Here is a 26,182-nt window from a genome sequence, read left to right as displayed (position 1 = left end):
CAGCTGCACGCCGGTGTATAATCATCAGGCTCCAAAGGAGAGGGATTTTATGCTTACCACAGACAGAGGACAGGAAATTTCCATTATTGACAAGGGAATTCAGATTAATTCCCCGGAAAGTACACAGGTCATCAATTTTGCAGATATTGATACCCTGACCATCAATGAAGACAATGTGCTGCAGATTTCTGCCAGCGGCGTAGTTATGCAGTATCAGCTGGTAAACACTGACAACAATCAGGAATTCATCAACCAGTTCGGCATTGCCAAACTGAACGCTACCAACAAGGCCAAGGAAGAAAAAGCCAGGGCAGAGGAAGAAAAGAACAAAGGAAATGGTAATATCAACATCCACATTGATAACAGTTCCAAGGGACCACAGCAGCAGGCGGCTGCCTACGTTCCAGGAAAGAAGAGAGTGAGCAAACTCACCTATGTTCTTCTGGCATTTTTCCTCGGTGGCCTTGGGGCGCATAAATTCTATTCCGGAAAGACACTCATGGGGGTTCTTTATCTGGTATTCTGCTGGACCTCTATTCCGGCGCTCATCGCTCTGGTAGAAGGTATCATTGCCATTACCAAGAAAGCAGATGCCGATGGATGCATCTACATGTAATACCCGTGGGAAAGTAATATGTGCATAAAAAAACAGGCCTGACATTGTCAGGTCTGTTTTTTGCTGTCTCAAAAGTGAAATTTATTTCAGCTGGCAGAAGGCGTCCCATACGTCGGAAGCAATCTGTTCTTCTGTGAGGTGATTTTCCTGTGCCAGTTCCTGCCGGTCATAACGGTCACGGAATTCCTTTTTCAGTCCGAAGTTCATTACCCGCATAGTGGTTGGACCGTAGAAGGCGGCGACTTTTTCGCCAAATCCCCCGTCCAGAACGCCGTCTTCCAGTGTGACGACGAGACGGTGGCTGTCCATGAGCTGGGTAAGGAGCTGTGTATCCAGTCCGGAAAGGAAAAGCGGATTGATTATGGTGACATCCAGCCCCTTATCCTTCAGATGGGCTGCTGCCTTTCTGGCTACATGATACATATTGCCGACACCCAGGATGGCGATGTCTTTTCCGCTGTGGGTTACCAGGGACTGGTTGAGTCGGTCATATGAACTCTGTACAGGGCTGTCGGAGTCGGTGAACATGGGCAGCGGGACACGGATGGCTACGGGGTGTTCCTTCTGGTTGATTGACCAGTCCAGGATGGCCCGGTATTCGGCCACTGAAGTAGGGGCCAGATAAATGAGATTGGGAATGGAGGTGAGCATAGGGATATCAAAGATTCCCAGATGGGTCACATCATTCATTGCTTCAAACCCCGCCCAGGTGACCAGGAAGGTTACCGGATTGTTGTTGATACATACATCCTGTGAAATCTGGTCGTAGGCGCGCTGCAAGAAGGTGGCAGATGTGGCAAATACGGGATGAACTCCATTTTTTGCCATTCCGGAAGCCATAGCGGCTGCCTGTTCTTCTGCAATACCTACATCAATGTACTGATTGCCCGCTTCCTTTCGTTTATCGGGGGTAAATCCGAAGTTGGATGGAGTGGCGGCAGCAATGGCGGCCAGTCTGTGATCCCATTTCATGCGGTGCAGTAGATAGGAAGCGGTGGTATCAAAGTACGGATTTGGACCCTTTCCGATTTTTTCACCGGTAGCAATGTTAAATCCCCGGCAGGAGTGCCATTTTTCCTTGTTTTCTTCTGCTGGTTTATATCCCAGTCCCTTACGGGTGACTACGTGAATCACTATAGGATGGTCAATGTCCTTTACTTCCCTGAATACACGGATCAGTTCTTCCGTATCATTGCCATGTTCAACAAACCGGTAGTCCAGACCCATGGCCCGAAAAAGGTTGTGCGGATATTGTCCATGGGTTTCTCTGAGTTTGGCAAACTGCTTATACATGCCGCCATGCACTTCGGCAATGGACTGATTATTGTCATTGAACACAATGATCAGGTTGGTGCCCATTTCTCCGATAGTATCCAGCCCTTCCAGCGCTTCGCCGCCGCTCATGGATCCGTCGCCGATGACGGCGATGATATTTTCATGCGTCCCTTTCAGGTCTCTGGCTTTGGCCAGCCCGGAGGCCAGGGAGAGGGAAGTGGATGTATGACCTACGTTAAAAAAGTCATGTTCACTTTCATCCGGATTGGTATATCCGGAGACATCGTCATAATGTTCCGGGGACAGGTAGGCCTGACTGCGTCCGGTCAGCATTTTGTGAGGGTAGCACTGATGGGATACATCAAATACAATCTTGTCTTCCGGTGAGTTAAAAACGGTATGCAGGGCAATGGATGCTTCTACAAAACCGAGATCAGGTCCCAGATGACCGCCATGTACGCTTACCCGCTGAATGATGGCCTGGCGCATTTCTTCCGCCAGCTTTTTCCTGTCCTGGGCGGTATATTGTTTTATATCCTCTGGGCTGTTGATTTTTTCCAGATACATAGTTGAATCGTCCTTTCAATCCTATAGATAGAATCCCTGCCCATAGAGAGCTTCTATAGGTTGCGTTTTAAATTTTCAGATTAAAATACATTCTCATGATAAGATATTTGTTATGCAAGTGGCAAGTATGAATGTATACTATTTGACCGCAGAAAGAATAAAAGTTGGGGAAAGCTCCGACAGCATGGGGGTTCTGGGAAGGTGAAAGATTTTTTTCTGTGGTATAATGAGTGTCTGTAAATACAACGCTATGTATAGAATAATATATATAATACTTTATTATAGGAGATTGGAAAATGAAGAAACCGCAGATTGGAAACCTGACGTTAAAAGGCTGGGCGGTACTGGCGCCTATGGCCGGCATCTGTGATCTGCCCTATCGTGTCATTGTGATGGAGCACGGGGCAGCCATGACCACTACGGAAATGGTGAGCGCAAAAGGGCTCTACTATAAGAATGAAAAGACAGAACATATGCTGAAGATTTCTGACAGGGAACATCCGGTATCTATCCAGCTGTTTGGCAGCGACCCGGACATCATGGCCCTGGGAGCCAGGGAAGTGGAAAAGGCAGGGGCGGATGCGGTGGACATCAATATGGGATGTCCTATGCAGAAAATCGTCCGCAACGGAGAAGGATCCGCACTGATGAAGAATGTGAGTCTGGCGGCAGATATTGTCAGAGCTATGGTAAAGGCCGTTTCCATACCGGTTACGGTAAAGATGCGCATTGGTTGGGATGAAGGATCCATTAACTGTGTGGAACTGGCGCAGGCAGTGGAAGAAGCCGGAGCGGCGGCCATCACCGTGCATGGACGCACAAGAAAGGAAATGTATATGGGGCATGCCCACTGGGATGTCATACGCCAGGTAGTGGATGCGGTATCCATCCCTGTGTTTGGCAACGGAGATGTGGTAGACGGCCCGTCAGCCAAACGCCTTATGGATGAGACAGGATGCGCCGGTGTAGCCGTAGGCCGGGCGGCCTGGGGAAATCCCTGGGTCTTTGAATCCATCAACGCATATCTGGAAAATGGGACCATACTCCCGGATCCGACGCCGGAAGAACGTCTGGATATGGCGGAACTTCACCTGAAAGGGCTGGCGGCCTGGAAGGGAGAATATGTGGCGGTACGGGAAATGCGGGCCCATGCCAGCCATTATTTTCACGGTCTCCGGAAGGCTACGGAACTTCGCCGGGGCATTATGAAGGCCCAGACAGAAAAAGAATTCATACAACTGCTCCACGCCTATAAGGAACAGTTCAGGTGCGTGTAAAGAAAAAATACTTGACACGTAATACAGGGGTTGATATAATGTCCTTCGTAATGGTGAAAATATGTCGATAGAAAACATTGTAGAAAAGGCAGAACTGCTGGACTGCTATGGCATGCTGCTCACAGCGCGCCAGCGGGAATGTCTGGACCTGTATTATAATGAAAATCTGACACTGGCGGAAATCGCTGAATATTTCCATATTTCCCGTCAGGCAGTCCATGATGCCATGCGTCATGGGGAAGAACAGCTGGCCGGCTATGAAAAGGCCCTCCGGATGCTCTCCAGAAAAAAACAGAAAGCAAAGGCTGCAGAAAAGCTCCTGACCCTCCTTACGGACAGGCAGAAGGAAGAAGCAGCTCCCTTATTGGAATTGTTAGCAGAATGAAGGTGAACACATGCCGTTTGAAAATCTGGGCGACCGCCTGCGCAACGCGTTTAAAGACCTCCGTGGTAAAGGCAAGCTCTCAGCGGATGATATTGATAACGCGCTTCGCGAAGTCAGAAAATCATTGCTGGAAGCGGACGTTAATTTCAAAGTGGCTAAGAAGTTCATTGCCGATGTCCGTGAAAAGGCGCTGGGTGAAGAAGTATTCGGCAGCCTGAAACCGGATCAGACAGTTATCAAGATTGTCCGGGATGAACTGACCGCGCTCCTTGGCGGAACACAGACAAAGATTACCCTTTCCTCCACAGGACTTACGGTAATCATGCTGGTAGGCCTTCAGGGCGCAGGTAAGACGACTACAGCCGGGAAACTGGCCCTTATGCTTAAGAAAAAGGGCAAGAATCCCATGCTGGCAGCCTGCGACGTATACCGTCCGGCAGCGATCAAACAGCTGCAGGTGCTGGGGGAACAGGTTAAAGTTCCTGTATATGCGGAAGAGGACAGCCATGAACCGGTAGAAATCGCAAGACATGCCGTCGATGAAGCCAGAAGACTTGGCAGAGACGTAGTCATCCTTGATACCGCAGGGCGCCTCACCATTGATGAAGCGCTCATGGAAGAACTGAGACAGATTAAGTCCAAGGTTCATCCTCATGAAATCCTGCTGGTCCTTGATTCCATGACCGGTCAGGATGCGGTAACCACGGCGAAAGCCTTTGATGACAGCCTGGGTATTGATGGTACCATCCTTACCAAGCTGGATGGCGACGCCAGAGGCGGTGCCGCCCTTTCCATCAAAGCGGTTACCGGCAAGCCGATCAAGCTGATCGGTGTCAGTGAAAAACTGGATGGCGGGCTGGAAGAATTCTACCCGAACCGTATGGCCAGCCGTATTCTTGATCTTGGCGATTTGGAAACCTTGATTGACAAGGCCAAGACCGTGGTAGATGAAGAAGAAATGAAAGATGCGGCACAGCGTCTTTCCAAGGGGGAATTCTCCCTGGATGATTTCCTTCATCAGCTCCATCAGATTAAGAAGCTCGGTTCCTTCCAGAGCATTCTCGGACTGATTCCTGGTATGGGTCAGTATAAGGAAGCGTTGAAGCAGATTGATTTTGATGGCAAGGAAATGAAACATCTGGAGGCAATTATTTACTCAATGACTCCGGAAGAACGCAGAAAACCGGAAATTCTGAATGGCAGCCGCCGCAAGAGAATTGCTGATGGCAGCGGTACCAGGATTCAGGATGTAAACCGTCTGGTTAAGCAGTTCAAAGAAATGAAGAAACAGATGAAGCGCATGAGAAATGGCAAGCGCATAAATCCATCCCTCTTAGGCAATGGCTTTCCTGGGATGTTCCATAGATAACAGCATCATTTTAAGGAGGTGAATACATATGTTAAAGATTCGTTTGACCCGCATGGGCGCAAAGAAGAACCCGTTCTACCGCATTGTCGTTATCGACTCCCGCGCAGCTCGTAACGGCGTTCCGGCAGATACTCTCGGCTGGTATGATCCGGCTAAGGTTGACGCTCCGGTTCAGCTCGACGCTGAAAAGGCTCTTCACTGGCTCAACGTAGGCGCACAGCCGACAGACACCGTTCGTTCTATTCTTAAGAAGAACGGCATCCTCGCTCAGTTTGCAGATGCAAAGAAGTAAGGGAGGCGTCCAGCTATGAAAGAACTGGTGGAATTTATCACTAAGGCTCTCGTTAAGGATCCAGACGCTGTCTCTGTCACCGTAGTGCAAAAGGGCAACATGGAGGTATATCAGATTCATGTTGCTCCCCAGGATATGGGGAAAGTCATCGGCAGAAAGGGCCGTATAGCGGATGCTATACGTACCGTGGTTAAGGCAGGTGCCCTGAAAAAGGGAATCCGCGTGGCTGTCGATATTATCTAAGAGGTGCAGAAATGGATGAAATGCAGATTCTCGTTCCTGTTACAGTTAAATCCAAACTGACAGAAACGCTGAAGAAAACATTGATGAATGAAATTGACCAGAACCTCAGCCGTGTAGACCATGATCTGTCTGCGTTAAAATCCGAAGCAGAAGCTAAGATTGCAGAACAGGCCAAGATCAACATGCAGGCCGTAGCTCCGCTTCGCGCTCAGTTTGATCAGCAGCATATGCGCCTTGCGCAGGTAAGAGAAAAGCTCCTTGCCGACAAGGAACATCTCGATAAACTGACAATTGGTGCTGAGATTACCAGACCAACCATGAATCGTGTGGTTACCCTTCATATTGGTGACGACATGAATCAGGTACTGGCCAGTGAAATTCTTGTAGAAGACGGGAAGATTGTCGCTTTCCGCAATTAAAAGCATATGAACTCCGATGAATTAATAACCATCGGCCGAATCGTAGCCCCGCATGGCGTGCGGGGTGATTTGCGTATATTGCCGGATACGGATCGGCCGTCTATTTATAAGAAACTGAAGAGCATCCGCCTTGGAGGCCGGACTTATGGCCTCCTTTCGGCGCGCCCGCATAAAAATGTCTACATCGTCCATCTGGAGGGGGTAGATGACCGCAATACGGCGGAAACACTGGTCAATCAGATTGTCCAGGTTCCGTTGTCTGCTCTTCCGGAACGCCCGGAAGGCAGTATATACTATTTTGAGCTTGTCGGTATGACCGTCGTCACCGAAGAGGGGGACAACGTGGGAACAATAAAGGAAGTTCTGAAAACCGGAGCCAATGATGTATATGTGGTAAAGCAGGCGGATGGAAAAGAGCTCTGCATACCGGCTATACCGACATGTATCCTCTCTATTGATGAGGAAAATAAAGTCATGACGGTTAAATTATTGGAATGGGTGTAAGTCATGAAATTTGATATTCTGTCCCTGTTTCCTGATTTCATAGAAGCTTTTTTTGATCACAGCATTATCAAACGGGCGATTGAATCCGGACGGGTGGAAATGGCGGTTACTGATCCGCGTACGTTTTCCAAAGATAAGCATCATCATGTGGATGATACTATTTATGGCGGAGGCGCCGGCATGCTTATGCAGTGCGGCCCTCTGTTTGATGCGGTGGAATCTGTGCTGCCGGAAAAAGGTCCACGGGACAGGGTCATATTTCTTTCTCCTGCCGGACAGACTTTCACGCAGGATAAGGCGAAGCAGCTTTACCGGGACTATGACCATCTGGTGCTCATCTGCGGGCACTATGAAGGGGTGGACCACCGCGTGGAAGAATATCTTGCCGATGAACTGATTTCCATTGGCGATTATGTACTGACCGGCGGAGAACTGGGAGCCATGGTCATTGCCGATGCCGTATCCCGGATGATTCCCGGGGTTCTGGGGGACAGCGGAAGCGCTGTGACCGATTCCTTTTATGAACCGATACTGGAATATCCGCAGTATACAAAACCGGCGGATTTCCGAGGCATGAAGGTACCGGAGGTCCTGCTTTCCGGTCATCATGCCAACATTGCCAGATGGCGGCGCAAGGAAGCTCTTCGCCGTACTATGAAAAACCGGCCTGATCTTATGGAGAAACTCACACTTTCCCCGGAAGATAAAAAACTGATCAGAGAAATTGTTCAGGAAGAAGAGGTGTGAATACATGGCTCCTGTCTATATAGGACTGATTCATTATCCGATTTATAATAAACACATGAAAGTCGTTACTACGGCTCTTACAAATTATGATCTTCATGATATTGCGAGAACCGCCAGGACTTATGATGTAAAGAAATATTTCATCGTTCATCCCGTGCAGGCGCAGCGTGATATGGCCCTCCGCATTATGAACCACTGGAAGACGGGTGCCGGCAGCCAGTATAACGCAAACCGTAAGGAAGCGTTCAAGGAAACCGAGTTGGTTCCGGATCTCCAGTCAGCCATTCATATGATTGAGGAAGAATGCGGGAAAAAGCCGGCCATTGTCACAACGGATGCCAGGGTGTATCCTAATACTGTGAGTTATCGGGCTATGCGGGAAAAGATTCATAACGAAGACCAGCCAGTTTTCATCTTGTTTGGCACAGGCTTCGGAATGACTAAGGAAATGATGAAGGAATTTGACTATATCATTGAACCAATTTATGGTGGCGGTAGTTATAATCACCTTTGCGTGAGGAGCGCCGTAGCCATCATCCTCGATCGCCTGTTAGGCGAGCCCTGGTGGACAAAGGAGGAATTATAATGTCCGGACATTCTAAATGGGAAAATATTAAACGTACGAAGGGCAAAAATGATGCCATCCGTGCGAGAATCACAACTAAGATTTCCAAGGAAATCACAATTGCTGCCCGTATGGGCGGTGCCAACCCGACAGGTAACATGCGTCTGAAGCTGGCTCTGCTCAAGGCAAGACAGAACAACGTACCGAAGGATAACATCAAGAGAGCTATTGCCAAGGGCGTTGGTGCTTCTTCCGGCGCAGGCTTTGATGAAGTGACTTATGAAGGATACGGCCCGGGCGGCGCTGCGATTATCGCGGAATGCAATACCGATAACCGTAACCGTATGGCAGCTGACATACGTCACGCGTTCACCCATCACGGCGGAAGCCTGGGGGCTACCGGATCCGTGGCATGGATGTTCAAGCGCAGAGGTACCATTGTCATCGACAAGGATAAGTGCGATGAAGATACCGTTATGATGGCGGCTCTGGACGCTGGCGCAGAAGACGTAGTTACCGAAGGTGATACCTATCAGGTTATCACCACTCCGGAAGACTTCGTTACCGTATCCGAAGCTATCGAAGCCGCTGGTATTCCGGTAGAAGCATCTGAAGTAGAAATGATTCCAAATACCACCGTAGCCCTTCAGGGAGATCAGGCTAAGACCATGAAGCATCTCATTGAAGAACTGGAAGGTATGGATGATGTACAGGAAGTTCATCACAATGCGGAACTTCCGGAAGAAAACGAAGAATAATTTCGACTTGTATCCTGACGGTCCGTATCGGCTGTGTAAACAGCAGCGGATGACTGGCAGCATAAAAAGAGGAAGTGTTCCCTTATGGGGAATGCTTCCTCTTTTGTTTTGTCTACGGCAGGCTATGGAAAGGGACTATGTTTTATTAAGCATAAGAATAAATTAAATTTTTAAATATTATTTTATGAACTGGCCATTTTGTCTGGACAAGTGCAGTAAAAGCGTATAAAATAAATCTGAAAAGACTGGTATGGGATACATAAGAGCCGGCAGATATTGTGCCAGCTCTTATTATATCGGGAAGGGGTTATGATGACATTGACTCATATGTTCCTGCAGAAGAAAGCAGCAAGAACGATGAAAGGCCGGACTGTATATTTTTATAAACCGGGAAGATGTCATGGTGACCACCTTTTTTCTTTTGCCGCAAATTTTGTGCGGCTTGATTCCATGTCTGAATCTATAAACTCTCTGTACTATGATTTATTGTATCGTTAAGATATCCGAATTGTAGGGCAGGGAGTATTTTTTCTATCTGGGGCAAACAGCCTTAAGGATAAAGGAGGACTTCTTATGCATGTTGCAGTAGTCATGGGCAGTGATTCGGATCTTCCGGTCATGAAAAAAGCCTTTGCGGTTCTGGACGACTTTGGCGTATCGTACGATGCGGCACTGGCATCAGCGCACAGAACTCCGGAAAAACTCAGCCGCTTTGTTGCGGATGAAGAAAAGAAGGGGGCTTCCGTATTTATCGCCGGAGCAGGAATGGCGGCAGCACTTCCTGGTGTAGTGGCAAGTCTCACTACAAAGCCGGTTGTAGGTATTCCTCTGTCAGGCGCAAAACTGGATGGGATGGATGCACTGCTTTCCATTGTTCAGATGCCGAGTGGTATGCCAGTGGCGACCGTTGCTATTGACGGGGCAAAGAATGCAGCCCTGCTGGCCATTCAGATGGGAGCTCTGTCTGATGAAGGACTGGCAGCTAAGTACAGGACATATCGGGAAGATATGGCCAGGGCCATTTATGAAAAGGACGAAAAACTTCAGAAAGAATTAGGCAGATAAGGATATAACGGGAGGAATCAACATGAAAGAATATAAACCATATAAGGAAGGTAAAGTTCGTGAACTGTATGATCTGGGAGACAGCCTGGTTATGGTCTGCACCGATCGTATTTCTGCATTTGATAAGATTCTGGCTACAGATATTCCGGAAAAGGGCGCAATTCTGAACTGCATGTCCAGATTCTGGTTTGATCACACCAGAGACATCGTTCCGAATCATATGATTTCCACAGATACCGCAGATATGCCGGAATTTTTCCGTACCCCATGGTTCGCACGCCGCAGCATGAAGACACTGAAGCTGAATATGATTCCGGTAGAATGCATTGTCCGTGGTTATATCACCGGCAGCGGCTGGGCTGGCTATCAGAAGGATGGCCATGTATGCGGTATTCCGCTTCCGGCAGGCCTGAAGGAATGCCAGAAACTTCCGGAACCGATTTTCACCCCGAGTACCAAGGCTCCGGTAGGTGAACATGATATGAACATCTCCATGGAACAGGGCGCTGAATGGATTGAAAAGTTCTTCCCGGGCAAAGGTAAGGAATACATGGAAAAGCTGAAGGAACTGTCCCTGGCCTTGTATAAGAAGTGTGCTGACTATGCGCTTTCCCGCGGCATCATCATTGCGGATACCAAGTTCGAATTCGGTCTGAATGATAAGGGCGAATTCATCCTGGGGGATGAAATGCTTACACCGGATAATTCTCGTTTCTGGCCGTTGGAAGGCTATGAAGCAGGCAAGAGCCAGCCATCCTACGACAAGCAGTTCGTAAGAGATTATCTCCGTCAGCATCCAACGGATACTCTGCCGGATGACATCATTAAGAAGACCATCGGCAAGTATGAAGAGGCCTATGAACTTCTCACCGGGGAAAAGTTCTGATAATACAGGACATCTCAGGTAAATCAGTTTTCAAAGACAGGAGTGCATCGTGAACTATACAGATATAAGCTATGATGATAAGCCTCATGAAGAATGTGGTGTATTTGGCATTTTTGACCCGGATCGTCAGGCCGTTCTGGAAACCTACTATGGACTTTTCGCTCTGCAGCACAGAGGTCAGGAAAGCGCGGGTATCACGGTTTCTGATGGACAGGAGATGCAGACATTCAAAGGCATGGGACTGGTTACGGAAGTGTTCAGAAATCTTCCGGAGAAGGAAGGCTATATCGGCATCGGACATGTACGTTACAGCACCACTGGTTCTTCCGTTCCCTGCAATGTACAGCCGTTGCAGGCAGAAGGACAGCATGGTTCATTTGCCCTGGCCCATAACGGGAATCTGACAAATACCATTGCGCTCAGACGCCGTCTTCTGCAGGGCGGTTCCACCTTCCAGACCACCATGGATACGGAAGTCATTATCAAGCTTCTGGCCAGATCCAGGGAAAAACGTGTGGAAGATCAGATTAAGGAAGTTATGGGAGAAATCCGGGGAGCCTATGCCCTGGTATCCTGCACCAATCACGCCCTGTACGGGGTAAGAGATCCCTATGGATACCGCCCGCTGGTTATCGGCAAGACTGAACATGGCTGGGTGCTGGCCTCTGAAACTCCGGCACTGGATCTGATTGGAGCAACCTTCTACCGGGATGTACAGCCAGGCGAAATCATCACTATTGATGAAAAGGGTGTACACAGTGAATTCTTTACAGGACACAAGCCGGCTCATGGCGGTATATGCTCATTTGAATATATTTATTTCGCCCGCCCGGATTCCATTATGAATGGACAGAGCATTTATGAAGCGCGCCTGGAAATGGGACGCCAGCTCTGGAAGGAAGCGCACTTTGATGGCGATGTGGTTATGAGTGTGCCAGATTCCGGTAACGTAGCCGCTATGGGATATGCGGAAGCATCCGGTATTCCATTTGGTGAAGGGCTCCTGAAGAATAAGTATATGGGACGTACTTTTATCAAACCGGGACAGAAGAACAGAGAAATCGCAGTGCGCATGAAACTGAACCCAATCCGCAGAAATGTGGAAGGCAAGCGTATTGTTCTGATTGATGATTCTATTGTCCGTGGAACCACCAGCGGCATCATCATCAATCTGCTCAAAAAGATGGGCGCCAGAGAAATCAATCTGCTTATCAGCTCTCCTCCGGTATGCTACCCCTGCTTCTTCGGTATTGATACGGCAGAAAGAAAGCAGCTGATCGGCGCTAAGTATCCAGTGGATAAGATCAGAGAATTTATCGGAGCGGATAAACTGCATTATCTCTCGGAAGAAGGATTGGCCAAGGCCATTAAGGAAATTCCGAAGGAAGATATGTGCATGGCTTGCTTTAATGGCAGGTATCCGGAAGCCGTTCCCGGATGGGGACTGGATAAGGAAACCGGTGAACCGGTGAACGAATAAGGAGGACAACATGGGGAAGAATAAGAAAAAAGGTCTGACATATGCAGAAGCTGGCGTAAATATTGATGCCGGTGAAAAAGAAGTTGAACTGATTAAGGATTGCGTTAAGTCTACATATACCCCGGGCGTAGTAGGGGACCTTGGCGGATTTGGCGGTCTGTATTCACTGAAGGATGAGCTCACCGATGATCCCATCCTTGTATCCGGAACGGATGGCGTAGGGACCAAGCTCAGACTGGCTATTGAAATGGATATCCATGACACCATCGGACAGGACTGTGTAGCTATGAGCGTCAATGATGTACTGGTACAGGGCGCGCGTCCGCTGTTCTTCCTGGACTACATTGCCACAGGAAAGCTGGATCCGGAACATATGGCTGAAATCGTCAGAGGGGTGGCTGATGCCTGCAAGGAATCCGGGTGTGCCCTCCTTGGCGGGGAAACCGCAGAAATGGCCGGATTCTACAGCAAAGGGGACTATGATGTAGCCGGATTTGCTGTAGGCATTGTAGACCGAAAGGATCTGATTACCGGGGAACACATTTCTACAGGTGATGTGATTCTCGGTCTGCCGTCAAGCGGGGTTCATTCCAATGGGTATTCCCTGGTCCGTCGTATTATTAAAGATAACGATCTGAAACTGGATAAGACCTATAAGCATTTTGACAGACCGTTGGGTGAAGTGCTCCTTACTCCGACCCGTCTGTATCCAAGACCGGTACTTCCTGTACTGAAAGGCTGTGACGTTCATGGTCTGGTCCATATTACCGGCGGTGGATTCTATGACAATATTCCGCGTGTCCTTCCGGAAGGAACCAGGGCTGTACTGGATGCCGATAAGTGGCCGATGCTCCCGATTTTCCCATTCCTGGCAAAGAAGGGCGGCGTAGAACCTCACGAAATGTACAGAACCTTTAACTGCGGTCTGGGTATGCTTCTCATTATGAACCGTGAAGAAGCGGAAAAGGCGAAGGACATCCTTGCTGCAATGAATGAACCGGTTTATGAAGTCGGCACCATTGAAGAAGGAAATCGCGATGTAGTGGTAACAGGTGGTCTTTTCCATGAATAAGAAACGTATTCTGATTTTTGCATCCGGGCGCGGTTCGAATGCGGAGGCCATTCATGAAGCGGTCATGGATGGACGCATAAACGGCGAAGTAGTAGGGGTTATCTGTGACCATAAGGGTGCACAGGTCCTGGAAAGGGCAGCCCGCTGGCATGTGCCTTCCGTAGTGATAGAAAAGAAGGATTATCCGGATAAGGTGGCTTTCGATGAAGCCCTGCTCAGGGCAGCGGTTTCCTTTACACCGGATTTAATCTGTCTGGCTGGGTACATGCGCATATGCGGAGAAAATCTGGTCAATGCCTTTCCACACCGGATTATCAATATTCATCCGGCGCTGCTGCCAAGTTTCCGCGGACTTCACGCGCAGCGGCAGGCTATTGAGGCAGGCGTCAAGGTGGCAGGATGCACCGTTCATTTTGTTGGCACCGGACTGGATGACGGCCCGATTATTACCCAGACAGCGGTTCCGGTATATGATAACGATACAGAAGAAACGCTATCTGCCCGGATTCTTACCAGGGAACATCCTACATATGTGCGTGCCGTAGCGGCATTCTGTGCTGATAAACTTACGATTTCCGGGAATCATGTTTCCGGTATGCATTCAGAGGAGGAATGATTCACACATGACTATCAAAAGAGCATTAATCAGTGTTTCTGATAAAACGGGTGTTGTGGAATTTGCAAAGGGACTTCATGAACTGGGCGTAGAAATCGTTTCTACCGGAGGTACTCTGAAGACTATCGCAGCAGCCGGCATTCCGGTTATTCCGGTATCTGAAGTGACAGGTTTCCCGGAAATGATGGATGGACGTGTCAAGACACTGCACCCGAAGATTCATGGCGGCATTCTGGCTATCCGGGACAATCCGGAACATGTAAAGGCTATGAAGGAACATGGAATCACGGGTATTGATCTGGTGGCAGTCAATCTGTATCCATTCCGTGAAACCATTGCCCGTCCGGATGTAACTCTGGCAGAAGCTATCGAGAATATTGATATAGGCGGCCCGTCCATGGTTCGCGCTGCAGCAAAGAACTATAAGTATGTAACCATAGTAGTGGATCCAAAACAGTATGATGAAATTCTGGAAAGGATTAAGACAGATACCCTTACGGAAGAATTCCGTCTTGACCTTTCCCGCAAGGCGTTCCTTCATACCGGATTATATGACTGTGCCATTGCCGATTATCTGACCCGTCAGGTAACTGGGGATGAAGGACAGATGCCTGACGTATACTGCAAGGCGTATACCAAACTGCAGGATCTCCGTTACGGTGAAAATCCGCATCAGAAGGCAGCCTTCTACAGAGATCCGGAAGCTAAGGGCGGTATTGCCTTTGCCCGTCAGCTGCATGGCAAGGCTTTGTCCTACAATAACATTGTGGACATGGAAGCGGCATGGAATCTGGCTCACGAATGGTCCGACCGTCCGTCCTGCGTCATTGTAAAGCACACCAACCCATGTGGAACTGCCCTGGGAGATACTCCGCTGGAAGCGTTCCAGCGTGCATTTGAAGCCGACAGCAAATCTGCTTTTGGCGGCATCGTGGCATTCAACCGGGAACTGGACGGAGAAACAGCAGCCGCTATGAAGCCGATTTTCTTTGAAGTGGTTATGGCTCCGAAGATTTCTCAGGAAGCACTGGATATTCTGGGAACAAAGAAGAATATCCGCCTTATGGAAGTGCCGGAAGTTGAAACAGAAGAACTCCAGCTGCGCAAGGTATCTGGCGGACTTCTGGTTCAGACCCCTGATGATAGCAGTGAAACCAGAGCGGACTGCAAGGTGGTTACTGACCGTGCACCGACTGAAGAAGAATGGCAGGCTATGGAATTTGCATGGAAGGTAGTAAAGCATGTGAAGTCCAATGCCATTGTTCTCACTGGTAAGGATGTAACCTATGGTATTGGCGCTGGACAGATGAATCGTGTTGGTTCTGCTGATATTGCCATCGCAGAAGCTGGTGATAAGTGCAAGGGAGCAGCGCTGGCTTCCGATGCCTTCTTCCCGTTCGGTGATACGGTGGAAGCTGCCGGTAAGGCAGGTATTACCTGTGTAATTCAGCCAGGCGGATCCATCCGCGATCAGGAATCCATCGATATGGCTAATAAGTATGGCATTACCATGGTATTTACGGGACACAGACATTTCCGTCACTGCTGAGAGGAGATAAAGAATGAAAGTATTGGTAATTGGTACTGGCGGCCGCGAGCATGCACTGGCATGGAAATTGGCACAGAGCCCTCAGGTTACCGGCGTATTTGCAGCTCCTGGGAGCATGGCTATGACTGACTGTGCTTCCGTCATTCCCATGCAGGGATCCAAAGACTATGTAAGACTGGCCAAGGACATGGGCATTGACCTTACGGTAGCTGGCCCTGAAACGGTACTGGTAGATGGTCTGGCCGATCGATTTAAAGAAGCCGGGCTGGCTTTCTTTGGGCCATCTGGTGCAGCCGCCCGCATAGAAGGGTCTAAGAAGTTTGCAAAAGATCTGATGAAGAAATATCATATCCCGACAGCTGCTTATGAATCGTTTACTGAAGAAAAGGATGCCATTGCCTATGCAGAAAAGCAGAATTATCCGCTGGTTATCAAGGCGGATGGGCTCGCTGCCGGCAAGGGGGTTATTATTGCGGCAACTTTTGAAGAAGCCAGCAAGGCCATTCATGACATGATGGAAGGACTGGCATTCAATGGGGCCGGCCGCCAGGTAGTCATTGAAGAATTTATGGAAGGCGAAGAAGCTTCTGTGCTGGCATTCTGCGATGGTACCCATGTAGTGCCTATGATTCCTTCACAGGACCATAAGCGTGTTTATGATAACGACGAAGGCCCGAATACCGGGGGCATGGGCGCCTATGCCCCGGCTCCGGTGGTAACGGATGAAGTAATGCAGCAGGTCTATGACCGGATTCTCAAACCGATGGTAGATGCTATGCGCACAGAAGGATACCCGTTTACCGGATGCCTCTATGCAGGGCTTATGATTACTTCGGAAGGCCCTAAAGTGGTGGAATTTAACTGCCGCTTTGGCGATCCGGAAACAGAAGTCGTTCTTCCTATGCTGGATGGTGATCTGGCGCAGATTATGATGGACTGCGTACATGGCACGTTGTCTCCTGATTCCATTAAATGGAAAAAGGGGTATGCTGTGGATGTAGTTATGGCAACTCGTGGCTATCCGGGGGCGCATTCTTCAGATGATAAGATTTCCGGACTGCGTGAAGCAGAACAGGAAGGATGCCATGTATTCCATGCAGGAACAGCTCTTAAAGGCGATACGTTCTATACTGCAGGAGGTCGTGTGCTGAATGTGGTTGCTATGGCGCCAACCCTTGAAGAAGCCAGAGAAAAGGCTTATCAGGGAGTAAAAAAGATTCACTGGGACGGAGCACAGTATCGTACAGATATTGCGGTAAAGGGACTTCGGCATCTTAAAAAATAAAAATCCATTTTGTCTTTGTGACAGAAAAAGCTGTGGGAAAATGAGAAATCATTTTCCCACAGCTTTTTTCTATATCAGATAGAAGGTTTAACCTTAGCGGCCACATATAAGGCGGCTTCTATCGGAGTCATATCCCGGGCGGGCATTCTGTATTCACTGTAAGAAATCACATGTCCATCTACAGTGCGCAGTGTCTGCATAAAAGTAATCTGAATTTCGTTATTTTTGCTTGGTATGGTTCTGGCAGTCAGTTCATTTTCCAGAGTATACCGGCAGCCATTCTGCCGGGCAAGGGAGAGAGCCTCTTCGGTAGTTTTGCCTTCTGTACCCATAATGGCACCGGGGAGCTGCTTTTGATAATAATCTGCAGTAATTTTTTTCATATAGGGGATATCAGAAGCCAATGCATCATCCGTGGTGACCTGCAGAGGAAGGATAAAGAAGGAAGGGGGAGAGGCAGGTATATTTTCCGGAATATGACCGCCTGATTTTTCATAGGCATCCCGGGCATCATAATAATTACGTATGGCCGTGTCCAGATACACCATCATGCGGTGGCTGAAATAATGGGAGCCTTCTACCGGTTTCCAGCGTTCCTCACTGCCTATCTGCGTGTAGTTTTTTACCACCTTCTGAACTACGCTTTGCACAGGATCACCGGAATTGACAATCCGTTTCAGCGGCAGCAGGGATTCATAGGTATCCACGAAGGCCGGATTGCCTACTGCAGGAGCGCCAAATGTAACCACTTCCAGGTGCTGGTTAAGACCGGAATCGATCATCTTTACCCCCATGAGGGTGGATACAGCGCCGCCCAGACTGTGTCCGGTAAGCAGGATATCTCCTTCACTGGCCTGTCTATTTAATATCTGGCTTACTGTCATGGTATCCAACTGAGTATTCCAGATGGAGTCAGCATATCGCTTAAATCCCCGGTGAACTTTTGGCAGATTTTGGGTCTTGTCAGGCGCAGCGGCCGATGAATCCCACAGCGTTTTGTCAAAACTGAGATCGGCCTTTACATCGGTGTAGTCCGTAGTGCCGGCTACAGAAAGTATCAGCAGCGGCCTTTCCTCCTTGTCGCCGGACATGGCGATGAGAAAGCGGGCATGCCCCAGTTCATCGGATACAGAAGCTTTGCTCAGTTTCCAATGTTCATGCACAAGCATATTTCTTCCCAGCTCACTTATAGGGTCATCGTAGGCCGCCATGGACATCCAGGCGCAGAGATAATCTTTTCTCGCAGTCTCATAGGCATCTTTGGGGGATAGGGAAGACTCCGCATAGACAGGGAGGAAGACAAACATGGCCATGACAGCAACGGCGGCTTTTTTCATCCATCGCATACAGACTCCTCCTTTACATAGTGTACTATTAATTATAACGCAGATTTACAGGCTTGGGAACCGGATAATGTTTACAATCTTCGGGTATTTTACGCAAAATTTACAGTCTTTAACAGAGACAAGACAAAGGAACCGGTATTAAATTTACCTGTGTTCTTTATATTGAATACAGGTTCAGAAATGTATTCAGGAGGATAGTTATGAACAAGAAAAAATGGGCAGCAGCATTATTGATTTCTGTTTTTGCAGCAGGGCTTGCACTTACCGGCTGTGGTGGAAATGATGCAGGAGAATCCGGTCCTTCCGGTAAGGTAACCGTATCCGGATCTTCCGCACTGCTTCCGCTGGCTAAGGATGCAGCACAGAAGTTTAAGGCAAAGAATGATCAGGTGTCTATTACACTTAATGCCGGTGGCTCTGGCACAGGTCTTAAGCAGGTTTCTGAAGGCTCTGTAGACATCGGCAACTCCGATGTATTTGCCAAGGAAAAGCTTCCGGAAGCTAAGGCTGCTGAACTGGTAGATCATAAGGTAGCAGTTACCGTTATGGCACCGGTAGTCAGCAAGGAAATCGGCACCAATGTGAAGTCCCTGACCAAGGCACAGCTCCAGGATATATTTACCGGCAAGGTTACTAACTGGAAGGATGTAGGCGGCCCGGATGAAGCCGTAGTTCTGATTACCCGTCCAAGCACATCCGGTACCCGTGCACTGTTCACCAAGTATGCACTGGATGGCAAGGAAGAATTGTCCAATAAGTCTATGGAAACCGATGATAGCGGTACACTGGTACAGACTGTTTCTCAGACTAAGGGCGCTATTGGTTATGTAGCTCTTTCCTATCTGATGAATAACAACACCGTTACTCCTCTGGCTATTGATGGTGTAGAACCAACACTGGAGAATGTATATAACGGTAAGTATCCGGTATGGGGCTATGAACATATGTATACCAAGGGGGAAGCTACCGGCGCAGTTAAGGCTTTCATTGATTTCATCATGAGCAAAGATTACAGCGCAGATATTGAAAAGCAGGGATATGGTGTAGCCAGCAAGATGAAGGTTACCCGGGAATAAGTAACAAAATCCCGAAAATGCAATAAGGAGCAGATATGAGTCGCAATATTAAGTGGAGAAGGGAATTCACTGGTAGAGGACTGGTATCACTATGCGGAATGGCTATTGTAATTCTCACTTTAGCCATTTCTGTATTTTTACTGGTTCGAGGTTCAGAAACTTTTGTAACGTTTGGTCACTCATTAAGCGAATTCCTGTTTGGAATGACCTGGAAACCGGCTGATGATATGGCAGGCGGTGGAAAGGTAGGTGCGGCATTGTTTATTGCCGGATCGATTATTACCAGTATGGTGGCTTTGCTGATTGCCGTTCCGTTCAGTGTAGCCACAGCTATCTTTATAACAAAGATTTCGCCGGAACTGGGGCGTAAGGTTATTCGCCCGGCGGTTGAAATTTTTGCCGGGATTCCATCCGTAGTATATGGCTGGGTAGGACTGGTTGTACTGGTGCCATGGATTCAGGAACTTTTCCATTTACCCCAGGGGCAATCCATTCTGGCAGCATCCGTTGTGTTGTCAGTCATGATTTACCCGACAATTACCTCCATATCTGCCGATGCCATCGAAAGTGTAAATCCAAAGTTCCTAGAAGGCGCTTATGGCCTGGGAGCTACCCGATGGCAGGTAATCTACAGCGTGCTGATTCCTGCGGCTAAAAGAGGGATTCTGACCGCGATTATTCTTGGTCTGTCCAGAGCTTTCGGTGAAGCGCTGGCTGTCGCTATGGTTATCGGTAAGATGAAGGCATTCCCCACATCTCTTCTGGCACCGGCACATTGCCTTACCGCAGCGATTGCTTCAGATATGGGCGGCGCTATGGATGGCGGGGAATTGAATGCGGCGCTCTGGTCAATGGCACTTTTCCTGTTTATAATGTCATTCCTGTTTATTGTGGCCATTCGATTGATTGGAAGAAAGGGGCAGGCTAACGCATGACTACGACAAGTACTGGTGCAGTGGCATCGGAACAGAATAAAAATCCCCTTACACAGGTGGATGCATCCATACGGCATGCCCGTTTCTCTGACAGGCTGGCTACCGGTGCACTGTATGCAATTTCAGGAAGCTTTGTACTTCTTCTGATCGCTATGCTGAGTTACATCATGTATAACGGCATTGAAGCATACAGTGGAACGATTTTCTCATTTACAGATGAAGGGATTGGCAACCAGTTCTTTAATACAATTTATCTGGTGGTTATTTCCCTTCTGGTCTCTGTACCTCTTGGAATTGCTACAGGCGTCTATATGTCAGAATATGCAGCTCCAGGACGAACCACGGATTTACTGCAGATGGCACTGGAGACATTATCCTCCCTTCCGTCCGTCGTAGTCGGCCTGTTTGGTTATCTGGCATTTGTAGTTTATGTGGGAACACAGTGGAATCTGTTTTCCGGTGCTCTGGCCGTTTCCATCCTGTCCATTCCTCTGATTACTACTACCACCTATAATGCGTTGCAGGCGCTGCCTAAGGGATACAGAGAAGGCAGTCTGGCTCTGGCGGCTACCCCATGGGAAACCATTGTACATGTATTACTTCCAGCTTGTGTACAGCCGATTATTACCGGTATCATGCTGGCAGCCGGCCGTGGATTTGGCGAAGCGGCAGCTCTTCTGTATACGGCAGGTATGAGTACCGATATTAACTGGAATGTATGGAATCTGGCTTCCCCGGTTTGTCCGCTGAACCCATTCCGCCCGGGGGAAACCCTGTCATTGGCAGTCTGGGCTTCCAGAACAGAAGGTACAACCGCTAATGCAGGGGATGTAGCGGCAGCGGCATCTGCGGTATTAATCTGTCTGGTACTCTTTTTCAGTATCATGTCCAGATGGCTTGGCCGTGCAATTTCCAGAAAGATAGAAGGAGAATAATTAAAATATGACAACCAGTACATTGGCATACAGAAGCGCGCAGACCGCTTCTTCCGATATAGCTATACAGTCCAACATTACATTTAACTGCCGTGACGTGAATCTGTTCTATGGCAAATTTCAGGCATTAAAGCATATTAATCTTCGCATGGAAAGAAAAAAGATTACTGCGTTAATCGGACCTTCTGGCTGCGGTAAGTCTACATTCCTTCGCACATTAAACCGAATGAATGACCTGGTTCGCGGATGCCATATTGAAGGAAGCATTAACCTGAATGGTGTAGATATCTATAAGGAAATGGATCCACTGGTGCTGCGTCGTAATGTAGGTATGGTTTTCCAGCAGCCAAATCCATTCCCCAAAAGTATTTATGATAATGTAGCCTATGGTCCGAGACTGAAGGGCATTACCCAGAAAAAGGTATTGGATGAAATTGTAGAAAAGAGCCTTCGTCAGGCAGCTATCTGGGATGAACTTAAGGATCGCCTTAAGAAGTCGGCACTGGGGCTGTCCGGCGGGCAGCAGCAGCGTCTGTGCATTGCCAGAGCCCTTGCGGTAGAACCCTCTGTACTTCTCATGGATGAAGCAACCAGTGCACTGGATCCAATCTCTACGGCCAGAATTGAAGAGCTGGTAAATACACTGAAGAACAAATACACGGTCATTATGGTTACCCATAATATGCAGCAGGCGCAGCGTATTGCGGACAATACTGCTTTCTTCTATATGGGGGAAATGGTAGAGTGCGCAGATACTCATACACTTTTCAATAATCCGGAAAAGAAGCAGACCATTCGTTATGTATCCGGTGATTTCGGCTGATACATTGCCAGTGTATGTTACAATAGGATAAGAATCTTGGAATGCCAAGGCATGAAGATGTCCTGTGCTTTCGGAACTGTTCCGAGGGCAGGACATCTTTTTTTAGAATATAAAATATTCAGTATATATGGAGGTAAAGGGATTGCTGATTTATTGTGTGGAAGATGATGAAAGCATTCGCGGACTGGTAACCTATGCATTAAAAGGACAGGGATACGAAGTCAGGGGATTTTCTGAAGCGGCTCCATTCTATAAGGCACTGGAGCAGAACCTTCCAGATTTGATACTTCTGGATATCATGCTTCCAGGAGAAGATGGAATCAAGGTACTGAAAAAACTTAAAAACTATGAACAGACCCGGGATATTCCGGTCATCATGGCCACCGCAAAATCAAGTGAGTATGATGTGGTAAAAGGGTTGGACAGCGGAGCTGACGATTATGTGACTAAGCCATTTGGCATTATGGAGCTTTTGTCCCGCATCCGTTCAGTGCTCAGGCGAAGCCGAGGGAGAAATGCAGAACCGGTGGAATCCCATGTTATCAATTATGGAAAAATTACCATGATTCCGGAACAGCATATAGTGAAGGTGGATGGAAAAGAGATCAATCTGACACTTAAAGAATTTGAATTATTGAAATATCTGATGATTAATAAAAATATGGTCCTTTCCCGGGATCAGATTATGCAGGCCGTATGGGAAGAACCATTCTCCCTGGAAAGCCGGACCATCGATATGCATATTATGAGTTTGCGTCAGAAACTGGGAGAAGAAGGCAAACATGTCTGTACGGTAAGGGGGATTGGCTACCGCTTAGGCAGAAAGAAGGAATAAGAGGATAAATTATGAGGAAACAAATTCAGCGCAGTCTTTTTTTCATGGGACTGGTTGCTGTGCTGGTGTCATTTCTGATGTCGGCTGTACTTTATTATCAGGGAATGCAGCAGCAACGGATTCACGAGCTGGAGATGACTACCTATGCGGCATCCCGCGCATTGAGTGAAAAAAATAAGGAATACAGTATTTCCTATTTAAAGCAGCTATACAAGGAAAATAATATATCAGGCATACATATTGTCTGGCTTAATAAGGATGGGCAGGTGCTTTATGATTCAGCAGGTCCCCTGGATGAAGATTATATTGCACAGTCGGAAGTAAAGACCGGTATGGAAGAGGGAAGCAGTTTTTCCATTCATAAGAGCGTCAACGGTATACCCAAGGAGTATTATACCCATAAGGCACCGGATGGTACGCTGCTTCGTCTGTCCAGTGTCAGAAGTCTGAATCTCAGCATGTTCAATGGATATATTCCCGGGATGATTCTGTTCATCATTGTGTTCAGTGTTGGGGCTGTCCTGGTAGCAAATAAGAAGACGGAAGAAATCTTAAGCCCGCTGGGGGATATGAGTGTAGTTATCAGCCGGATTATGTCCGGTGAAAAGAATGTAGAGATTCCCGGGCAGTATATAGAACTGAAACCGGTGCTCGATACAGTAAAGGAACTGCATCGTCAGGCCGATGCCTATCTGGAAAATCTGGAAGAAGACAGGAAAATGATGCAGGCAGTACAGGATTCTATTTCTAATGGCCTCATTGTACTCAATTCACAGAAGGAAATACTTGATTATAACGTGAAGGCAGCCAGAATATTCCATATTGAAGGAAATCGCAGATACCGTAAGATTTCTGTGATTTTCCATGATGAAGACTGGCTTCGTGCTATAAGCCGCGCTTATCACAATACGAAGAGTCAGGAATACACCATGACTCTGTATGACACACCGTATATGGTATTGATGACCCCTTTGCGGTTATTTGACAATGAAAACGGCCTGCTTATTGTGCTGAGAGACCTGTCAGCTCAGTATGCGGCAGAAAAGATGCGAAGGGAATTTTCTGCCAATGTATCCCACGAACTGAAGACCCCTCTTACGTCAATCAGTGGATTCGGAGAAATGATTGCCAATGGTATGTATGCCAATGAGGCGGATGTAAGGATGTTCGGGCAGCGGATTTATAGCGAAGCACAGCGCATGGTGACACTCATAAACACCATTCTCCATCTGTCAAAACTGGAAGAAAACGATACCACCATTACCTGGGGCATGGTGAATATGGAAGAGGTTGTCAAGTATGTGGTAGACATCATTTCTCCACAGGCACATCACCGGGGTGTGACGGTTCTCTCGGAAACAGAACCTGTATATGTGCATGGTAACCATTCCCTGCTCTCTGAACTCTTGGTTAACCTGCTGGATAACGCGGTGAAGTATAACCGGCAGAATGGACAGGTATCGGTGAAGTTGTCTAAGACAGCGGATAACCATATGGTTCTTACCGTATCCGATACGGGCATTGGCATTCCGAAAGACAAGCAGAATCGTATTTTTGAACGCTTTTACCGGGTGGAATCCAGCCGGAGCAAGGAAACCGGAGGCACCGGGCTCGGATTGGCTATGTGTAAGCATATTATCTCCAGACATCATGGCACGGTCACCCTTGACAGCGTAGAAGGCCGGGGAACCACCATTACGGTAACCATGCCATGCCTATCAGCTCAGGAAGTATCCATTGAGGAAGGCAATGCAAAGGCTGCTCATGAAGAAGCGGAACAGGCTAAGAAACTGGCTCTGGAAGAAGAACGTAAAAAACAGGAAGAGCGGATAAAAGAAAAACAGGAAGCACTGGCCAGGAAAAAGCAGGAATCCAGTGAATCTGCTCATGAAAAGAAGGGAAAACTGAAAAAATCAAAATCGAAGAAAGCGGAAAAAGGGGAGGAGACAAAGAAAAAGAAAGGCAAAAAGAAGAAAAAAGACTAAAGGCAGCGGGAGAAGACAAAGCCGCCTGTCTGCGAAAAGGCACTGAATCCATAATGGGACCAGTGCCTTTTCTGGTATACAGAGTAGCGTGAAAGGCATCAGACTTATTACCTAGCATGTTATAATATACGTAGAAAGAGGACGGAGAATCTATGATAAGGAGGGAATTATATGCAGAAAAAGATTATTTCAATGGCACTTTCGGCGGCGCTTTTGTTATCCGGCAGTGCCTATGCCGACTGGATCTCAGGAAATTCAGCCAGTCTCACTATACCATCCGGAGATTCGTCCATAATGATGGATCTGGCAGACACACCGATTCTGGTAACTCTTAAGGAGCAGACACCGGGCAAAGCCGATGTTACTTTCGAACCAGGGACAGATGCCCCCTTTACATTAAAAGATATTCCTGTGCAGCTGTTCAAAGGAAAAGCAAAGACCTCTCCTGACTCGCTGAACATTAGTATTGTTCCTATTATCAATTCAGGAAATGGACGAACCTTTTACCTGATTGAGACAGGGGACGCTGACGGATGTATTCTGGTATCTTATCACAACGGTACATTTACTAAGGCCTTTGAAGCCTCTTCCGTTCCGGGGAACTGGAAAGATGCCAACATTGCCATTACCGCTAAAAAACTTGTCCTTGATTTGATTGACAGCAAGGGCGCTGTCACCGAATATCAGCTGGCCTATGATAAGAAGAGCAATACGTTCTATCCGGTACCTATGCAGGTTGAAATCTAAGCGAAGTATAACCAGATGTCCTGGAGGCTGACGGCGATCCTGGAAGCTGATTTTGCAGAAGAATAGAGTTTACTATTTTAACAGTCTTATTATATTAATTGTACATAATTAATATAATAAGACTGTCTTTTGTGAAAAGGGTTGCAGGTTGGTAAAACCTGTGGTAATATACTTTACATCGCAAGTGATTGCGAATTGGTTCTTTGAAAACTGAACAGTACAGCGAACAATAAAGCCGATGTGCGGATAAGAAATTATCCCGCAATTTAAAGGGTTAATAGGCAAGAAATAATCGAGCCAAACAAACAATCTATCATGGAGAGTTTGATCCTGGCTCAGGACGAACGCTGGCGGCGTGCTTAACACATGCAAGTCGAACGGGAAGAAAAGAAAGAGCTTGCTCTTTTTTGGATTCTAGTGGCAAACGGGTGAGTAACACGTAAACAACCTGCCTTCAGGATGGGGACAACAGACGGAAACGACTGCTAATACCGAATACCTTCCAATTTCCGCATGGAGATAGGAAGAAA

At 47.8% G+C, this 26,182-nt stretch carries 27 protein-coding genes and 1 rRNA gene; 26 read left to right on the top strand and 2 right to left on the bottom strand.

The genetic code is table 11. The features are described from left to right. Positions 1–49: 49 nt before the first annotated feature. Positions 50–616, top strand: coding sequence for a TM2 domain-containing protein (locus BLQ79_RS04600; RefSeq protein WP_234944927.1), 567 nt, complete (start codon positions 50–52; stop codon positions 614–616). Positions 617–697: 81 nt separating this feature from the next. Here the strand turns inward: BLQ79_RS04600 and BLQ79_RS04595 are convergent, their stop codons facing one another. After that, a complete protein-coding gene (locus BLQ79_RS04595) occupies positions 698–2,458 on the bottom strand; it encodes a 1-deoxy-D-xylulose-5-phosphate synthase (RefSeq protein ID WP_091364352.1) in 1,761 nt (586 codons plus the stop codon). A 296-nt stretch (positions 2,459–2,754) separates the two neighbouring features. Here BLQ79_RS04595 and dusB point away from each other — a divergent pair, with 296 nt between their 5' ends. From dusB to purD, 17 genes are all read left to right on the top strand, one after another. After that, the gene (gene dusB / locus BLQ79_RS04590; protein WP_091364351.1) at positions 2,755–3,735 is read left to right on the top strand and encodes a tRNA dihydrouridine synthase DusB; all 981 of its coding nucleotides are present in this window, start codon (positions 2,755–2,757) and stop codon (positions 3,733–3,735) included. A gap of 61 nt (positions 3,736–3,796) precedes the next feature. Beyond that, positions 3,797–4,120, top strand: a complete 324-nt coding sequence (gene ylxM / locus BLQ79_RS04585) for a YlxM family DNA-binding protein (protein ID WP_091364349.1) — start codon at positions 3,797–3,799, stop codon at positions 4,118–4,120. A 10-nt stretch (positions 4,121–4,130) separates the two neighbouring features. Further along, entirely contained in the window at positions 4,131–5,489 is a 1,359-nt protein-coding gene (gene ffh / locus BLQ79_RS04580; protein ID WP_091364346.1) for a signal recognition particle protein, read from the top strand. A 28-nt stretch (positions 5,490–5,517) separates the two neighbouring features. Continuing rightward, positions 5,518–5,781 carry a 30S ribosomal protein S16 gene (rpsP, locus tag BLQ79_RS04575; protein WP_091364344.1) on the top strand — a complete coding sequence of 88 codons (264 nt, stop codon included), beginning with the start codon at positions 5,518–5,520 and terminating at the stop codon, positions 5,779–5,781. 15 nt (positions 5,782–5,796) lie between these two features. After that, on the top strand, positions 5,797–6,024 hold the full coding sequence (locus BLQ79_RS04570) for a KH domain-containing protein (RefSeq protein WP_091364342.1): 228 nt from the start codon (positions 5,797–5,799) through the stop codon (positions 6,022–6,024). An 11-nt stretch (positions 6,025–6,035) separates the two neighbouring features. Further along, the gene (locus BLQ79_RS04565; RefSeq protein ID WP_091364339.1) at positions 6,036–6,443 is read left to right on the top strand and encodes a YlqD family protein; all 408 of its coding nucleotides are present in this window, start codon (positions 6,036–6,038) and stop codon (positions 6,441–6,443) included. A 6-nt stretch (positions 6,444–6,449) separates the two neighbouring features. Continuing rightward, complete coding sequence (gene rimM, locus BLQ79_RS04560) at positions 6,450–6,947, top strand: ribosome maturation factor RimM (RefSeq protein ID WP_091364336.1); 498 nt, start codon at positions 6,450–6,452, stop codon at positions 6,945–6,947. 3 nt (positions 6,948–6,950) lie between these two features. Continuing rightward, complete coding sequence (gene trmD / locus BLQ79_RS04555) at positions 6,951–7,694, top strand: tRNA (guanosine(37)-N1)-methyltransferase TrmD (RefSeq protein ID WP_091364334.1); 744 nt, start codon at positions 6,951–6,953, stop codon at positions 7,692–7,694. 4 nt (positions 7,695–7,698) lie between these two features. After that, positions 7,699–8,280, top strand: coding sequence for an RNA methyltransferase (locus tag BLQ79_RS04550; RefSeq protein ID WP_091364331.1), 582 nt, complete (start codon positions 7,699–7,701; stop codon positions 8,278–8,280). Further along, positions 8,280–9,017, top strand: coding sequence for a YebC/PmpR family DNA-binding transcriptional regulator (locus BLQ79_RS04545; protein ID WP_091364329.1), 738 nt, complete (start codon positions 8,280–8,282; stop codon positions 9,015–9,017). Before BLQ79_RS04550 ends, BLQ79_RS04545 begins: the two co-directional genes overlap by 1 nt. A 573-nt stretch (positions 9,018–9,590) precedes the next feature. Beyond that, on the top strand, positions 9,591–10,082 hold the full coding sequence (gene purE, locus BLQ79_RS04535) for a 5-(carboxyamino)imidazole ribonucleotide mutase (RefSeq protein WP_091364325.1): 492 nt from the start codon (positions 9,591–9,593) through the stop codon (positions 10,080–10,082). A gap of 22 nt (positions 10,083–10,104) precedes the next feature. After that, positions 10,105–10,968, top strand: coding sequence for a phosphoribosylaminoimidazolesuccinocarboxamide synthase (locus BLQ79_RS04530; protein WP_091364323.1), 864 nt, complete (start codon positions 10,105–10,107; stop codon positions 10,966–10,968). Positions 10,969–11,032: 64 nt separating this feature from the next. Next, positions 11,033–12,448: an amidophosphoribosyltransferase gene (gene purF, locus BLQ79_RS04525; RefSeq protein WP_091364437.1), complete on the top strand. Its 1,416-nt coding sequence runs from the start codon at positions 11,033–11,035 to the stop codon at positions 12,446–12,448. Between the two features lie 10 nt (positions 12,449–12,458). Beyond that, positions 12,459–13,520 carry a phosphoribosylformylglycinamidine cyclo-ligase gene (purM, locus tag BLQ79_RS04520; RefSeq protein WP_091364321.1) on the top strand — a complete coding sequence of 354 codons (1,062 nt, stop codon included), beginning with the start codon at positions 12,459–12,461 and terminating at the stop codon, positions 13,518–13,520. Then, entirely contained in the window at positions 13,513–14,136 is a 624-nt protein-coding gene (gene purN, locus BLQ79_RS04515) for a phosphoribosylglycinamide formyltransferase (RefSeq protein WP_091364319.1), read from the top strand. The genes purM and purN overlap by 8 nt, the downstream gene beginning before the upstream one ends. A 7-nt stretch (positions 14,137–14,143) precedes the next feature. Continuing rightward, entirely contained in the window at positions 14,144–15,685 is a 1,542-nt protein-coding gene (purH, locus tag BLQ79_RS04510; RefSeq protein ID WP_091364317.1) for a bifunctional phosphoribosylaminoimidazolecarboxamide formyltransferase/IMP cyclohydrolase, read from the top strand. Between the two features lie 13 nt (positions 15,686–15,698). Next, positions 15,699–16,970, top strand: coding sequence for a phosphoribosylamine--glycine ligase (gene purD, locus BLQ79_RS04505; RefSeq protein WP_091364316.1), 1,272 nt, complete (start codon positions 15,699–15,701; stop codon positions 16,968–16,970). Positions 16,971–17,044: 74 nt separating this feature from the next. Here the strand turns inward: purD and BLQ79_RS04500 are convergent, their stop codons facing one another. Further along, entirely contained in the window at positions 17,045–18,316 is a 1,272-nt protein-coding gene (locus BLQ79_RS04500) for a lipase family protein (protein ID WP_091364314.1), read from the bottom strand. A 200-nt stretch (positions 18,317–18,516) separates the two neighbouring features. Between BLQ79_RS04500 and BLQ79_RS04495 the strand changes: the two genes are divergently transcribed. The 8 genes from BLQ79_RS04495 to BLQ79_RS04460 form a co-directional block, all read left to right on the top strand. Next, complete coding sequence (locus BLQ79_RS04495) at positions 18,517–19,392, top strand: phosphate ABC transporter substrate-binding protein (RefSeq protein ID WP_091364312.1); 876 nt, start codon at positions 18,517–18,519, stop codon at positions 19,390–19,392. A gap of 35 nt (positions 19,393–19,427) precedes the next feature. After that, positions 19,428–20,327, top strand: a complete 900-nt coding sequence (pstC, locus tag BLQ79_RS04490) for a phosphate ABC transporter permease subunit PstC (RefSeq protein WP_091364310.1) — start codon at positions 19,428–19,430, stop codon at positions 20,325–20,327. Then, entirely contained in the window at positions 20,324–21,262 is a 939-nt protein-coding gene (pstA, locus tag BLQ79_RS04485; RefSeq protein ID WP_091364308.1) for a phosphate ABC transporter permease PstA, read from the top strand. Before pstC ends, pstA begins: the two co-directional genes overlap by 4 nt. 7 nt (positions 21,263–21,269) lie before the next feature. Further along, positions 21,270–22,085 carry a phosphate ABC transporter ATP-binding protein PstB gene (gene pstB, locus BLQ79_RS04480; protein ID WP_091364306.1) on the top strand — a complete coding sequence of 272 codons (816 nt, stop codon included), beginning with the start codon at positions 21,270–21,272 and terminating at the stop codon, positions 22,083–22,085. Between the two features lie 142 nt (positions 22,086–22,227). After that, the gene (locus BLQ79_RS04475) at positions 22,228–22,920 is read left to right on the top strand and encodes a response regulator transcription factor (RefSeq protein ID WP_234944926.1); all 693 of its coding nucleotides are present in this window, start codon (positions 22,228–22,230) and stop codon (positions 22,918–22,920) included. A gap of 11 nt (positions 22,921–22,931) precedes the next feature. Continuing rightward, positions 22,932–24,905, top strand: a complete 1,974-nt coding sequence (locus BLQ79_RS04470) for a sensor histidine kinase (protein ID WP_091364304.1) — start codon at positions 22,932–22,934, stop codon at positions 24,903–24,905. 171 nt (positions 24,906–25,076) lie between these two features. Further along, complete coding sequence (locus BLQ79_RS04465) at positions 25,077–25,652, top strand: hypothetical protein (RefSeq protein ID WP_091364302.1); 576 nt, start codon at positions 25,077–25,079, stop codon at positions 25,650–25,652. Positions 25,653–25,964: 312 nt separating this feature from the next. Continuing rightward, positions 25,965–26,182 (top strand): 16S ribosomal RNA (locus BLQ79_RS04460); the annotation flags it as partial.

The sequence above is a fragment of the Dialister histaminiformans genome (assembly GCF_900103425.1).
GTDB lineage: Bacteria > Bacillota > Negativicutes > Veillonellales > Dialisteraceae > Allisonella > Allisonella histaminiformans.
The sequence above is the reverse complement of the archived record's forward strand: the minus strand, read 5'-3'. Positions and strand labels throughout refer to the sequence as shown.